Annotated in this window: 12 protein-coding genes and 1 tRNA gene; 4 read left to right on the forward strand and 9 right to left on the reverse strand. The window is 41.9% G+C overall.

Annotated features, from left to right (window positions below; translation table 11 throughout):
* The first annotated feature begins 160 nt into the window (after positions 1 to 160).
* Positions 161 to 4,597 (forward strand): translocation/assembly module TamB domain-containing protein, encoded by a 4,437-nt coding sequence (locus WC615_RS11110; protein WP_372978167.1) that lies wholly within the window; start codon positions 161 to 163, stop codon positions 4,595 to 4,597.
* Here the strand turns inward: WC615_RS11110 and WC615_RS11115 are convergent, their stop codons facing one another.
* The 3 genes from WC615_RS11115 to WC615_RS11125 all read right to left on the reverse strand — a co-directional run bounded on the left by WC615_RS11115 (position 4,598) and on the right by WC615_RS11125 (position 7,804).
* Entirely contained in the window at positions 4,598 to 5,803 is a 1,206-nt protein-coding gene (locus WC615_RS11115; RefSeq protein ID WP_372978168.1) for a bifunctional 3,4-dihydroxy-2-butanone-4-phosphate synthase/GTP cyclohydrolase II, read from the reverse strand.
* Between the two features lie 101 nt (positions 5,804 to 5,904).
* A complete protein-coding gene (locus WC615_RS11120) occupies positions 5,905 to 7,326 on the reverse strand; it encodes an LptF/LptG family permease (protein WP_372978169.1) in 1,422 nt (473 codons plus the stop codon).
* Between the two features lie 97 nt (positions 7,327 to 7,423).
* The gene (locus tag WC615_RS11125) at positions 7,424 to 7,804 is read right to left on the reverse strand and encodes an START-like domain-containing protein (RefSeq protein WP_191175786.1); all 381 of its coding nucleotides are present in this window, start codon (positions 7,802 to 7,804) and stop codon (positions 7,424 to 7,426) included.
* A 131-nt stretch (positions 7,805 to 7,935) separates the two neighbouring features.
* Between WC615_RS11125 and WC615_RS11130 the strand changes: the two genes are divergently transcribed.
* Positions 7,936 to 8,009 (forward strand) — tRNA-Met (locus WC615_RS11130).
* 83 nt (positions 8,010 to 8,092) lie between these two features.
* Here WC615_RS11130 and WC615_RS11135 read toward each other — a convergent pair.
* Genes WC615_RS11135 through WC615_RS11150 form a run of 4 tightly spaced genes read right to left on the reverse strand, consistent with a single transcriptional unit; the run spans position 8,093 to position 11,154 of the window.
* Complete coding sequence (locus WC615_RS11135; protein ID WP_372978170.1) at positions 8,093 to 9,598, reverse strand: YgcG family protein; 1,506 nt, start codon at positions 9,596 to 9,598, stop codon at positions 8,093 to 8,095.
* 4 nt (positions 9,599 to 9,602) lie between these two features.
* Positions 9,603 to 10,310: a DUF2931 family protein gene (locus WC615_RS11140; RefSeq protein WP_372978171.1), complete on the reverse strand. Its 708-nt coding sequence runs from the start codon at positions 10,308 to 10,310 to the stop codon at positions 9,603 to 9,605.
* A 2-nt stretch (positions 10,311 to 10,312) separates the two neighbouring features.
* Positions 10,313 to 10,630: a hypothetical protein gene (locus WC615_RS11145; RefSeq protein WP_372978172.1), complete on the reverse strand. Its 318-nt coding sequence runs from the start codon at positions 10,628 to 10,630 to the stop codon at positions 10,313 to 10,315.
* Positions 10,627 to 11,154, reverse strand: coding sequence for a hypothetical protein (locus tag WC615_RS11150; protein ID WP_372978173.1), 528 nt, complete (start codon positions 11,152 to 11,154; stop codon positions 10,627 to 10,629). The genes WC615_RS11145 and WC615_RS11150 overlap by 4 nt, the downstream gene beginning before the upstream one ends.
* 112 nt (positions 11,155 to 11,266) lie before the next feature.
* On the opposite strand from WC615_RS11150, the gene WC615_RS11155 reads away from it, so the two are divergent.
* On the forward strand, positions 11,267 to 12,085 hold the full coding sequence (locus WC615_RS11155; protein ID WP_372978174.1) for a helix-turn-helix domain-containing protein: 819 nt from the start codon (positions 11,267 to 11,269) through the stop codon (positions 12,083 to 12,085).
* A gap of 33 nt (positions 12,086 to 12,118) precedes the next feature.
* A complete protein-coding gene (locus tag WC615_RS11160) occupies positions 12,119 to 13,288 on the forward strand; it encodes an FAD-dependent oxidoreductase (RefSeq protein WP_372978175.1) in 1,170 nt (389 codons plus the stop codon).
* Positions 13,289 to 13,363: 75 nt separating this feature from the next.
* On the opposite strand, the gene efp is transcribed toward WC615_RS11160, so the two are convergent.
* Both efp and WC615_RS11170 read right to left on the reverse strand, forming a co-directional pair.
* The gene (efp, locus tag WC615_RS11165; protein WP_372978176.1) at positions 13,364 to 13,924 is read right to left on the reverse strand and encodes an elongation factor P; all 561 of its coding nucleotides are present in this window, start codon (positions 13,922 to 13,924) and stop codon (positions 13,364 to 13,366) included.
* A gap of 110 nt (positions 13,925 to 14,034) precedes the next feature.
* Positions 14,035 to 15,172, reverse strand: a 1,138-nt coding sequence (locus WC615_RS11170) for a M1 family aminopeptidase (RefSeq protein ID WP_372978177.1), incomplete at its 5' end; no start/stop codon positions are given.

Raw genomic sequence — 15,172 nt, forward strand, 5'->3', positions numbered from 1 at the left:
TTTCGATGCAGATTATAAATAAATTCAAAAAGTAAAACACTTAGTGCGTTTTTGAATTTTTACTTTTGAATTTCTAATTAAATACAAAGTTATTAAAAAAGCACTTAAAATAGCGTTAAGCATCGTATTGATAATTTTGTTACTGATAAGCATTGTTTTAATGCTTTTTCAGTACAAGCCGGTACAAACGTGGGCTGCAAAAAAAGCCACCGCATATTTATCAAAAGAACTTAACACTAAGGTTGATATAAAAAGCTTGTACATTAAGCCTTTTTCGTCGGTTGTTTTAGAGGGTTTATACATCCTGGATAAACAGCAGGATACCCTGTTAAGCACCCCAAAACTGGCTGTTGAGCTTAGTGGTTTTTCTATTTTTAACAGCATCAAAAAAAAGAAGATAGATTTTGCATCTATTCAACTGGATAGCGGTGCGTTTTACCTAAAAAAACAAAAGGACAGCACTACTAATCTTAAATTCGTACTGGATTATTTCAATTCGGGCGATACCACAAAAACCAAAAGCAAACCCTGGACGCTGACCTTCGAAAAAATCTCGATCAATAATTTTCATTTCAGGTACAAAAACTATTTGCGCACCGAGCTGGTAAAAGGTGTAAACTTTAATGATGTTGATGTAAGTAATTTCAGTACCATCATTCGCAATATGGACTTGCAAAACCACCTGTTTAAAGCCAGGATCGGCGGCATGACACTGCGCGAGAAAAGCGGCTTTTTTGTACGTAACCTAAATGCTAACGCCACTATAGATACCAACCAGATACTACTGCAAAACCTCAACATCCTAACGGCTTACTCAAACGTTAAAAACTTCTTCAAAATGAAGTTTAAATCGTTTGATGACTTTGATGATTTTGAGAACACTGTTACTATGGATGCCGATTTTAAAACGTCGCACCTGTCGTCAAAAGATGTGGCCTATTTCACCAGTTCGCTTGATAAAACAACATTTGAGCTGGGCCTGGATGGCCGGGTACGTGGTATGGTAAACAACTTAAAAGCCAAAAGCCTTACCATTACGGCAGCGCAGGCTACTTTTATTAAAGGCGATTTTAACCTAACCGGACTGCCCGATTGGGATAATACCTTTATGCAACTGAGGTTTGACCAGATAGCCACAAATAAAAAAGACCTGGATTATTTGTACAGCCACTTTACGGGCAAGCCCAATGCAAAAGTACCCAATGTGGTGGGCAAATTTGGCAACGTAAACTTTAACGGGAGATTTACCGGCCTGCAAAACGATTTTGTTGCTTTTGGCACTTTTAAAACAAAGCTTGGCCGGTTTGATCCTGATATTAACCTGAAAATAAACAAAGCTGGTATACCCAGCTACAGCGGTAAGGTTACCACCAGTAATTTTGACCTGGGCGCTTTAATTGATAATAACACTGTTGGCCGTACAACCCTATCTGCCAACCTAAGTGGCAGCGGCGACGAAATTAAAAACCTGGATGTAAAAGGCAACGCGCGAATAGCATCCTTTCAGTTTAAGGGTTACAATTATCGCAACCTAACCACCACCGGCACTTTTAAAAACAAAACTGCACAAGGTAAAGTTGCCATTAACGACAGGAATTTAAAGCTTAACCTGGCAGGCCTTATAAACCTGAACCCTAAATTACCCGTATACACAATTACCGGCAATGTTAGTAATGCAAAGCTGCAACAGCTTAAATTATTAAAAGATACCATTACCTTTAGTACCGATATTAACACCAACTTCTCGGGCAATAACCTGGATAATTTGGACGGCAGTATTTTGCTAACCAAAATTCGCGTTGCCGACCCGCGAAAAGACTATCTAGTTGATTCGCTCGCGCTAACAGCCAGCGGCAAGGGCGATGCAAGGTTGATTTCTTTAAAATCTGACATTGCTGATGGCAGCATTAAGGGCAGCTATGACCTGGCCACACTGCCTTCCTATTTTAAAACCATCGCCAAAAAGTATATCCCATCGCTAAAAACGAATATTACTACCCCAAAACCGCAAAATTTTGATTTTAATTTAACCCTTAAAAATGTCGACCCGTTTACGGCTATTTTTATGCCTGATCTTAAAATACCCGATCAGGGTACTTTTGTAGGGAAATTCAACTCAAATAACAAAACGGCTACACTTAACGGGTATATCAAAACTATAAAATTGGGTAAAATTGTTTTTCATGATTTTATTATTGATGAAAGCACAACTGATGACATGCTGGGCCTCAACATATCATTAAATCGGGTTGATCTTACCGACAGCCTTTATATCAAAAACATAAACGTCACCAACTTTTTGAAGAATGATAGTTTAAACTTCAACGTTAAATTATCAGACAAAGACGCCGCCAACCAGTTAGACCTTTACGGCCTTGTAGCTTTTGGAAAAGACACAACGGCTAAACTATCGGTGCTGCCCTCTGATGTGATACTGGAGCGCGAGAACTGGAAGATACAAGATCAGGTAAGGATACGTTTACTTGATGGTAAAACACAGGTATCGGGCTTCGAGCTATCAAACGGCAAACAAAAAGTAAGAATAAATGGCTTTATATCTGACAATCCTGAGGATAAGCTGAAGGTAACTTTTGAGAAATTCAGCATGGCTACGCTTAATCAGCTTACCAAAACATCGGGCGTTTTATTAAAAGGATCATTAAATGGCGATGTAATATTAAACTCCATTGTTAAAAAACCCGGGATAGACGCGGACCTGGCTATTGATTCGCTTACCATGAATAAAACATTGGTAGGGAATGTGAAAATTGTTTCTGATCTTGATAGCGATAAAGGGCTGGCCAACGTAAAATTAAATATTACCAACCGTGGCCTCGAAACCATGAACGTTGCAGGTGTATACATATTGGGCAAAGAAACCGAGGACAAGCTTGATTTTGATGTAAAGATGGATCATACCGAGGCCATCATATTTGAGCCTTTTATTAAAGATCTGGTTTCGAATATAAAGGGGGCTGTATCTGCAAATCTTAAACTATCCGGTTCTCCATCCAAGCCCGAACTAAATGGTGATGTATCTTTAAATAACACCGGCATTACTGTTAATTACTTAAAAACAGCTTATACCGTTAATGACAAGCTGGATGTAAGCAACAGTGTTATCAAGATCAATAAAATGATATTGAAGGATATCCGTGGCGGCACAGGGGAGGCAAACGGCACGGTTGACCTAAACAACATATCAAACCCAACACTGGATATAAAGCTTGATGCCAATAACCTGATGGCTCTTAACACTACGTTTAAAGATAACCACCTTTATTATGGTACGGCTTATGGCTCGGGCACGTTTAGCTTTACCGGCCCTATCGATAACATGAAGATCGATATCAAGGCATCAACCCAAGAGGGAACGGTATTTAATATTCCGTTGAATACTTCATCAACTGCTGCCGATTATGATTTTATAAGATGGGTTAACCATAATGATACAACCAGAAAAGTTATTGAAAAGAAAAATGCGTTTAATGGTGTTACCCTGAACTTTGACTTAACCGTTGATGAGAAAACAACCGTTAGGATTAGTACGGACTATGGGGTACTGGAAGGCACAGGGCAGGCGCGTAACTTAAAACTTAACATTAACAGCCTTGGCGATTTTGAAATGTTTGGCGATTTCGGGATCACATCCGGCAAGTTTGAGTTTACCGCCAAGGATTTCATCAGTAAAAACTTTGTGGTGAACCAGGGCGGCACAATCCGTTGGACAGGCAACCCATCAAACGCGGAGATAAACCTAAAAGCGATATACGAGGTACGTACAAACATTGCACCGCTATACACCGCCGCAGGTTTGCAGGCACCGCAGCCAAAACAGGTACTGGTACAAGCCGAATTGATCCTGACCAAATCACTGTTACAACCCAATATTGATTTCAACTTTAATTTCCCTGTAGATCCATCAATTAAGGACGACCTGAACACTTACCTTGCCGACAATAATAATCGCAGCCAGCAGGCGCTAAGCATCATTGTAAGGCGAAGCTTTGCATCCGGCACCGGCAGTAATTTAACTAACCAGGTATTGGGTACTGCCGGCGAGGCGGTGAGCGAATTTGCGTTTAATAAATTGAACAGTTTTATTTCGCAATCAAACATCAAATACTTCGATTTAAACATCCGATCGTTTAATGATGCAAGTGCGTCATTGAAGTTTTTAAATGACAGGCTTATCATCAACGGCAGTTTATACTCAAACAGTGGCACAAGCGATCTCTTTAACAACCGCACCAACTTGTTGAATACTGATTTCAGGACTTTGACAAAGGATTTTGAGATTCAATACCTGATACGCAAAGATGGTAACCTAAGGGCAAGGTACTCTTACCGTGCCCTTAACAGCACTACATTAAACAGTATTAATGATAACCTTACCGCACAGTATGTAAACGGTATTGGTTTAGTTTACCAGCGCGATTTTGATACTTTCGGCGAGTTTCTGCGTAACATGTTCAGGCAGGGCCGTAATAAAGCACCAACCGCGCCAGCACCCGTACCGGCAACAAACATTACAACCCCAATACCTTCAAAATCATCAGACGACAAGAACAGTGAGGATACCGAAGGTGATGACTAATTAATGCTCGCGCATAATAGCGTGATCCATTTTATCCCTTTTGGTACGCAGGTAAGCCTCATTATGCGGGTTTGCCGCTATTTCTATCGGCAGGTTTTCCACCACTTCCAATCCGTAACCAATTAGGCCCGCGCGCTTTTTTGGGTTGTTGGTTAGCAGGCGCATTTTTGATATGCCCAGGCTGCGTAATATTTGGGCACCAATACCATAGTCTCGCTGATCCATCTGGAAGCCCAGTTTTATGTTGGCCTCTACGGTATCCAGCCCGTTCTCTTGTAAATGGTAGGCTTTTAATTTATTAACCAGCCCAATACCACGGCCTTCCTGGTTCATGTATACTATAACACCTTTACCTTCTTTGCTGATGATCTCCATCGCCTTGTGCAGCTGAGGGCCGCAATCGCACCGGCACGAGCCAAATATATCGCCCGTAACACATGAACTATGCACACGAACCATAACAGCCTCACCGGGCTGCCATTCGCCTTTCACAAGCGCTAAATGGTTCTCGCCGGTATCCAGTTGGGTATAGGCTATCATATCAAAATCGCCCCATTCGGTAGGCATTTTTACAGACACCTCTTTACGCACTAACGATTCTGTGTTTAAACGATAGGCGATCAAATCTTTTATAGAAACTATTTTCAGGTCGAAATCTTTGGCCATTACCAGCAGTTCAGGTAAGCGCGCCATATCGCCGTCTTCTTTCATTATCTCGCAGATAACGCCTGCGGGTTCAAACCCTGCTAATACCGATAGGTCTATCGCTGCCTCGGTATGGCCAGATCGGCGCAAAACGCCACCGTCTTTAGCTATCAGCGGGAATATGTGGCCGGGCCTTCCCAGGTCGGCAGGTTTGGTTGCCGGGTCAATTAAAGCCAGCGTGGTTTTTGAACGGTCTGTTGCGGAAATACCTGTGGTACAGCCATTGCCCAACAGATCTACCGATACGGTGAAATTTGTTTCGTGCGAGGTTGTGTTTTTACTAACCATCGGCTCCAGCTCAAGTTCGTGCGCTCGCTGTGTAGTTATAGGTGCACAAACCAGTCCGCGCCCATATTTTACCATAAAGTTGATGGTTTCGGGCGTGGCGTTACGGGCAGCCGTTAAAAAATCGCCTTCGTTCTCGCGGTCCTCATCATCTACAACAATAATGGTTTTACCTGCTTTAATAGCTTCTATGGCTTCCGGTATAGTATTTAGCATTTCTATGTTTCTTAGGAGGATCGGTTTATCCTGTTTCGGGTTGCCGATGCTTCAACAAATTTATATGATAATTAGGTGATAAAGGTCGGTAATTTGTAAAACTATACCGACTTGGTTTTACGCAGGGTAAAGCGCTTAAAGAAACGCTTATATATATCGGCATCAAACAGTGCCGAATCTGTAGCTGCTTTATAAGTAAGGAACAACCCTATTGGAAATAAAACTGCAATTGCTATCCAGGCACCTATCAGTGGTGACAGATCCCCCTCCTTTGCTGATTTTTCGCCAATGGTACCAATAATATAATATATCAAAAAGAAGATCACCGATACTACCACCGGTAAACCCAGCCCCCCTTTGCGGATAATTGCCCCCAGTGGCGCACCAATTAAAAACAACACAATACAGGCCGCCCCAAGGGTAAACTTTTTTTGATACTCCATAACATACCTGCGTATGCTTTTTGATGTTTCTTTATGCCTGTCGGTACGGTTCTTTAAAACATCCTGTATTTGGTGCACCTCGCTTAAAGCATTATTAAACACGTTGGCTTTTTCGCTAACTGTAGTTATTTTAATGCTATCTGCAGGGATAGGTTTTTTAATATTAGCCGACTTAGCCGGAACAGTGGTATACTTAATATAAGGGCTAATGAGTGAATAATTAACGTTTACATTGCTATCCACTTCTTTATGTGCCGAATCTATATAGTGTTGCAGCTGGCGCAAGTTCATCATTGCCGATGCATTACGAAACTCATTCTCATCGGTGCGTTTAATTGTAAAATCCTCAAGAGAAAATTTTTGCTCCGTTTCCTTAAACCTGAAACGCCTTAGCTGTTGCCTTGGCCTATAGCCTTCATCGCCCGCATCTTCTTCATAACGTACGCCATCATATAATTTCAACACCAGGTAAAGATCATCCTTAGTGCGGTACATTAAGCCCGATTTTGCAAACGTAACAACCTGGTTAGTCTCCAGCTTACCTTTTGAATAGATCATGATATCACGCAGGGTTTGGCCGTCAGGGTCTTTCCTTTTTACACGGATAGAGTAGCCGGGAAAACGGTTACTAAAGATATTCTCGGGTAGCAAATCGGCCGATTTTTGCTTGCGGGCATCGTATAATAACGAGTAGTATTTAAGATTAGCCACCGGTAGCATGTAATCAGAAAATGCAAAGGCTGCGATACTAAGCACCAGCACCACGATCATCATGGGGTACATGGCGCGGCGCAAAGATATACCTGCAGATTTAATAGCTACAAGTTCGTAATTTTCACCCAGGCTACCATAGGTCATGATGGAAGATAACAATACCGAGAGGGGTAGCGCCATAGCCACGTTAGTAGCCGAGTTATACATCATGAGCTCCAGGATAATATACCATTGAAAGCCCTTGCCAATAAGGTCATCAATGTATTTAAACAAAAACAACATCAGCAGCACAAACATCACTATTAACAAGGTAACTATAAAAGGCCTTATAAATGATTTGAGCAGTAAAAGATGTATTTTCTTCATCAGGGCAATTGTATACAGGCAATGAAACGTTTAGGCGTGTAAATAATTGTTTACCTGCAAACCTGTTTCAAGATACAAAAATAGGGAAATTAAAATTTTAAGCGCCCAATGTGCTAATAAGGTAATCTATCTGGTTATCCCATATCTGCTTACGCTCGGCAATGGTTTCTTCAGTAGCAAAATCTGTAATACTCAGGGCTACATCATTAGTAAGCTCATCCTGTATTATTTCCATCTCAAAATAGCATTGCGGCTCGTCGTCCAGCCATTTAAACCTCACCAGTTTATTCTCTTTAATGGCAACCAGTTTTGCATTTTGCTTCTCATCATCCCAGGTAAAAGTGTATATCTGGTCGCGTACGCTCACATCATCCGCAAACCATTGGGTAAGGCCATTAGCTTCGTTCAGGAAAGTGTATAGTATTCTGGGTGACGATTTTATCTCGTACTCCAGGTTGAATTTTTTCTTCTCGGACATAGGGGTTTAATTGTTACAAATCAATCAAAGGGGCAAAAGTGAACATTTTTTCTAAAGGAAGCGAATTTCTGCTATATTTGCAAACCTTTTTCAGTAACCATCAAAATATAACTGGATAAGGGAATATATACGGCGGGGTAGCTCAGATGGTTAGAGCGTAGGATTCATAACCCTAAGGTCGGCAGTTCGATCCTGCTCCCCGCTACTTAAGCACAAGGCCGTTACAATAAATTGTAACGGCCTTTGTTTTTTGGCAAAAAAAGCAGAAATGGCATGTATTTAAAAAACTTACCATTTACCACCTGCGCCGCCGCCACCACTACTGCCACCGCCCCAACTGCTGCTACTGGATGAGGAACCGCTGCCACCACTGCTTGAACTTGATGAACTGGAACTTTTAGTAAGCATGGGGAAAACCACCATTTTTATCAATTCCTCGTAATCACAATTGTCGCACCGGCGCACCTCTTTACCTTTACCCTCGCGGCTGTAAGTAGCACTAGCCAGCGTAATGGTTTTGGGTTTGCATAATGTTTTAAACTTGCATTGCGGGCAGTCGGTAAAATCGTCAAAATTATCGCCTTCGTTGGCTATTATCTTGTTTTCTTTACCATCGGCGCTAACCCAGATATCATATATGTACACGCCCGCGTTTTCTTCGGCAAACTGGCCTGATGTAATGTAGGGTTTGCCATCTTTATTCTTATCCCTGTTTATCCTTACCATAGGTTTTTTGCGTGTATCTAATGGGGCTTTAAATCGCTTAACAATGTTTCTACGCCGAATCTCTTCTATAACAATCGCTATCAGTATTAATGGCGATACAATACCATACCACCAAGCTACCTTATTAAGTTGTTGTGCCGCGTTTGCAAAATTCTCATCATCCTTGTAAAACTTACGATTGGCGCCTAACGCTGCATAGTACCTAAAAAACAGGCCGATAGCTATAAGCCCATACAGTATGTACGGAACGGCTGTAAGCGTAATAATTTTAAGCCATCCAAAGCCTATGGTAAAAGCAGATAAAAACACCAACGCGAAACCGATAATGAATAAGCCCCCGCACCCTACCGTAATTACCTTATCGTATCCGTTGGTTCTATTTGTTTTACCGGCAACAAACGGCATGTGCTTTTTAGTGCTGCGTAATATAGGTATCGCTGCCAGGATAATGAGCGCGCAAATGCCAAGGGTTTCCATCCAGGGTTTTTCTAAATGCTTTTGCTTTAGCATCAGTTGGTCCAGCTCTTTTTTATTACCCGATTGACTAAGGTAACCGGCAATAGCGGTAAGCGCGTTGGTAATGCCCGAGCCATAAGCGCCTTCTTTAAAGGCTGGCACCAGGTAATTATCCCCTATTTTTTTAAGGGCTGCATCGGGTAATAAACCCTCCAGTCCATAGCCGGTAATAAATCGGTATTCGCGCCGGTTGGTAGCTACAAATAGTAATAAGCCATTATCTGCACGGGCCTTGCCTATGCCCCAGGTTCTAAAAAGCTGCAGTGCAAAATCAAACACCTCGGCATGTTCATCAAAATCGTGTACCGCCACAACGGCTATTTGCACATTTGTTTTTTCTTCGAGCTGAGCAATAATCTGATTAAGCCAGGCAACATCACTTTCACTTAAAACAGCATCCGGGTTGCTTATGGAACCGGGGCCGCCTGTAGCTTTTGGATCGGGAATCTGCTTTAAAGTGTAATGCTTTTGTGCTATGCACAACTGCACCGGTAATAAAAACAGTATAAAAAATATTATCCGTAATAATTTAAGGCCGGGCATTGGTATCATGTTATTACTGCTGTTGTATCCTTAATTTAAAAAGCGATGGCGTATCTATGTAATTGGCATCCCTGTCAACCCCTTTTGCAATATCAGCCTTAAGGGCACTGTCTATATGAAAAACCTCCTGTAAGTATTGTTCTTTCGGCAACCTGCCGTTATAATAAGTTTGGTCGCCAACAGGTTCATGCGGGGTTATTTTATATTTTAACAGGGTTGTCTCATTATGCTCGCCTTGCAGCCATACAATAATATTGCCTTTATTAGCTATGCCTATAACAAAATCAAACCGCTTAACCGTTGGGGCCTGGTATTGCTCGGTGTTGATCCCCTTTTTGTCTACAGCCTTAAAAGCATCTTTTATGGCTTGTAAAGGCAATGATATGGTATCGGCATAAAAAAGTCCATCACGGTAGGAGGTATACTCTAATACAAGTTTTTCCGGTAGTTGATCAGGATTGCGCGGGCTTTGATAATCTCCATAACCCCAATTGCCTCTGTTATCGTTAACATCACTTGTAGCAATGGGCTTTGTATCTCCGTCTTTTAAAATAAAAAAAGCATTACGTACATGAGCAGGGTAGCTTCGTGGTGCTGATACAGAAGCGCCGTAATAATATCTGCTCCAACCGCTGTAACTGAAAAATTTAACCGCTGTTGCAATGATCATCGCAAGCAATATAACCACGTAAATTTTATTGGTGATGTTTAGCTTTTTCATAATCAGTGTGCAAAAGCTTTACCCAGCTCTGTGATATAATATAACATCCCTATGCTGAATATGCTTAGCGCCAGCAAAATGAAAAATACGATACGGCTTGTTAAATGCGCTTTACCCCGGTACGAAAACGTGTAAATACCTGACAAAATGGTAATAATGGGAGCTATAACAGCGCCCTGAAACAACCTGTCGTTCTCACTGCTTTGTGTGCAGCCCATATAAACGCCAACAATTAATATAATGGCTATTACCAGCATTATACTAATGTTTGCCTGTTGCTCGGTGTAAGCGGCCTTGCATGTATCCGTATGCTCTTTCATAGTTGAGTTTTTACCAGCCTGATATATTTTTCGTCGCACCCGGCAAATTTCACATAATAATTCATGGCGTTACCTGTGTTTTGAATGGTGATCTCATTGCCCGCAATTACGCCGCTAATACCTACCGGGAGTTCAAGTGAAGTGGTATCGCCCTTTTCCGGGTCATTTGAAATATCGCCTTCATATTCGGCCCATTTGATACCCTCAAAATTAATGTAGGTTTGCTTGTCTTCGCCTTTTTGTAGCGAGGCCTTGCCTTTGGTTTTTTCGTCATTGAGGGAAATTTCATACGAATAACCCGCGCCATCTTTTTTGATCTCGACGGACATATTGCAGCTTTCGCTTTGGCCATCTAACGATTCGGCGTAATATATACCGGTTATGTCTGATGCTTCGGGTGATTTTGTTATGGATTTAACCGTGTCTTTGTGGGTATTTTTAATAGCATTAAGGTTTTTTGCAGGCTTGCTTTGGCAGGCAACAAAAATCATAGGCAGGATAAGTAGCAAGGCAGATCTGTTCATTCCAAAGGTTTGGTTCACTTAAAAGGTTCTAAAAACAATTTTGTTTGGAGAAATTTATTATCCCCCGGTTGTCCGGCATATCCCGTTACATTCAAATATCCTATCTTTAAAAATGCAGCATCAAGAATTTGAACCTCCTGAAGAGCTACGCAATGCCATCAAGTGTTTTTGGTACGACAGAAGAGACCTCGGAGAACTACCATCGAGCTTTGAGGTACAACCCGACGGCTACGCTGAAATTATCTTTCATTTCGGCAGCGGTTGCAGCATTTTGCATAATGGAGGCTTACAGCCATTGCCATCACCGTTTATGATGGGCCTGCTCAATCAGCCTGTTCACTTTTTCACAAAAAACCGTTTCGAAATCATTGGTATCCGGTGTTTTCCCTGGGCTGTGTTTGATCTGCTCGGGCTGCCCTCCGGTAAAGACGGGGTGCGGGTATTTGAGCATCCTATCGCCCAGCTTCAACCCACGTTAAATGAATTGATATATGCGAACAGGATACATGAGGCTGTGGCTGAAGTAACACGGTATTTTATGGATGCCCGGTCGCGGACAGCTACCAACAGTATGTTATTTAAAGCGGGGGTTGCTATGCGGGGAGCAAACGGCACCATGCCGGTAAGCAAAGTGGCAGAGGCGGCCCATGCAACAGTACGTACACTGGAAAGGAGCTTCAAGCAATCCTCTGGTTATACAGTTAAAGATGTATCCGGGCTGATGCGCTTTGAGCAGGTACGTAACCATTTATGGCAATATCCAAATACCAGCCTTGCCGGTTTAGCTCACGAGTTGGGTTATACAGATCAATCCCATCTAAACAGGGAGTTTAAGCGCTACAGCGGTACCACACCTGCGGCATTCGCACGAATCGCAAAGAAAGGGAAACAGGCTATTAGCACCGATTTTGTCGCGTTTGTACAAGCCTGATTTAGCAGCAATCCTGAATTTTGCATTTCAATCATGAAAAGAATGTTGATACAAAATAAACAGATTGCCATTATAGGTGGCGGCCCCGGGGGATTAACCCTGGCAAGGCTTTTACAGTTGAAAGGTTCAAATGTAAAAGTATACGAAAGAGATGTTAATAAAGATGCCCGGGTGCAGGGCTCGCCGCTTGATATGCATGAAGAGTCGGGATCGGCTGCGTTACGCAAGGCAAATTTGTTTGATGAATTCACCAAAAATGCCCTTATAGGGGCCGATAAAAAAATCATCGTAAATAAAAATGCTGAAGTATGTTTCAGCGACCATGAAACCCAACCTGCAGAAGTTTATGATAGTAACCAAGTTCGCCTTGAAATAAGCCGTGGTGTATTAAGGAAAATATTACTGGAGTCGTTACACCCGGGAACGGTTGTGTGGGACAGTCATTATGTTTCACTGGAAAAACAAAATGAAGGCTGGCTGATGCATTTCAAAAACGGTTCATCTGCTTACGCTGATATTGTAGTTGCCGCTGATGGTGCTAATTCCAGGATCCGCCCATATATTACAAATATCAAGGCCTTTTATTCGGGCATTACAATGGTTGAACTCAATGTTTACGATGCAGAAAAAGCAACACCCCATATTTATGCATTGCTAAACGGCGGAAAGATTATGGCTTTCGGAAATTCAAAGTGCATATTGGGAGGGCAGAAAGGTAATGGCGACCTGGGTTTTTACTTAAGCTTTAAAGCAGATGAAAACTGGTTTGCTAACAATGGCTTAGACTACTCGGATAAAGCACAATTGCTTACATGGTTTAAAAAAGAATACGCTGAATGGAGCAGTATTTGGTATGAACTGTTTGAAAATTCAGCAGCACCATTTATTCCACGCCCAATTTATTGTATGCCCTTAGATCAAACCTGGAAAGCGCTCCCCAATTTAACGCTGCTGGGTGATGCAGCACATGTAATGCCCCCCTTTGCGGGCGAAGGTGCAAACACGGCCATGCTTGATGCTTTGGAATTAAGTGAGTGTTTAACATCTGCCGGGCATAAAACTTTACATGAAGCCATCTCTTTTTATGAAATAAATATGTGTAAAAGGGCTGCAATGGCAGCACAAGCCTCGCTTACAAACGGAGAACGGATGCACAGTGCCAGGGCGCTCGAAAATATGCTGGCAATTTTTGACAGGAAGTAAAACCTTAGCCGGATATGGGCTATAAACATGAAAAGCCACTCTTTCGGGTGGCTTTTCATGTAATTATATGATTATCTATTTCACACGCTCAACGTAGTCGCCGGTGCGTGTATCTACTTTTATTTTATCGCCCTGGTTTACAAAAAGGGGCACTTTTATTTCTACACCGTTTTCTGTAGTAGCATTTTTAAGCGCACCCGAAGATGTATCGCCTTTAACAGCAGGTTCGGTATAGGTAACTTCCAGTTCTACAAAGTTAGGAGCAGTTGCCATGATAGGCTCTTCGCTTTCAAAAGATACGATAACGTTCATCCCCTCTTTCAGGAATTTAACAGCCGGGCCAAATAATGATTTTGGTATATTATGCTGATCGTAGGTAACATTATCCATGATCACCATATAGTCTCCCTCTTCGTACAGATATTGAAAATCGTTTGTTTCTACCCTGCAGATCTCCACCTGCTCGTCGGTAGCTAAACGGGCTTCAACAATTTTACCTGTTTTAATATTACGAAACTTATCTAAATAGAACGCGCCACCTTTACCAGGTGTGCGGTGTAAAACTTCTGTAACAGTTACCAATTCGCCGTTGAAGCGTAATATATTCCCTACTTTAATTTCAGATGCCTTTGCCATGAAAATGTGATTGTAAAATTTAAAGTGCAAAGATATATTAAGTTACGATAAACCTTTATCATAAAAAAAATAGTATGGTTAATAGCTATTATACCGAAGTGTGACGGCCTTTAATTAGCCCCGGCCACCCAAACATTGTTTTTGGGGTTAATATCAACATCATAAGGTTTACCCAGCACTATTTTACTTAGCGGCTTGTTCGATTTAAAAGATGCAGTTATTGTTTTATTCCCCTTTTCCCAGCAGGCAATACTTACATCTATAGCTTGTTTGCTGCCATCTTTATAAGATACTATAAGATGCACAGGTACAGCGGCACCTCCACTATTTGCCACTATAACACTATACTGCTGCTTTTGGCGATTAACCTTTGTGATAGCCAGATCAGGCGCAAACTTTTCAAAGTACCAGTTTTTCCAAAACCAGTTCATGTTTCTACCTGTGCCAGCATTCATACAATAAAAGAAATCGTACGGGGTGGGGTGCTTACCATTCCACTGTTTAATATAGTACCGGATGGCTTTTAAAAACAGGCTATCGCCCAGCATTTCGCGTATGTAATGAAATCCTATCGCTGGTTTCAGGTCTTTATCAGAGAACCGCGCTTTGCCATACAATTGCGGTGTAAGCGTCATGATTGGCACATCCTGGTCAGAGCCCGCGCTGTTGTTAATATCACTCATATCATACGTCCCGGCTAATTTAGATTCGATGAGTGGCGAAAGGCTAAATTCAGAAAACGTGGCCCATCCTTCATCCAAAAAAGAATGTTTTGTTTCGTTATTGCCAACATAAAAAGGGAAAAGCGCATGGAACACCTCATGAACAGTAAATTCAACAGTTTCATCTTTTTCAAAAGGCAGGTTATTCACCATCATGGGGTACTCGGTAGCATCAAGCCCTTCAAAAATTGTTTGGTGCGGATAAGGGAACGGAACGGCGGGTATTTTGTAACTGATCAGTTCCACCGTTTTACGGGCGTAACCAATAACTGGTTCAAAAGCTTTATTCTCCGGGTTATAAACGGCATCAACCCGGGTGCGCCGCCCTGTTCTTGTGTCGACAAGCACACTTGACGCTTTCCAAACATAATGGTTGCTAATGGCGAATACAAAATCGGTAACATTTTTAGCCTCAAATTTCCAGGTATTAGTTTGATTGGCCATGGTGATATTGCCTTCATTAACTTCTGCAGCGGTAATAATGTTGGTAACCGAATCGCTGTTAGTGGCATCGGCTATCCGTTTG

It is taken from the genome of Mucilaginibacter sp. (genome assembly GCF_041663085.1).
Classification (GTDB): Bacteria; Bacteroidota; Bacteroidia; order Sphingobacteriales; family Sphingobacteriaceae; genus Mucilaginibacter.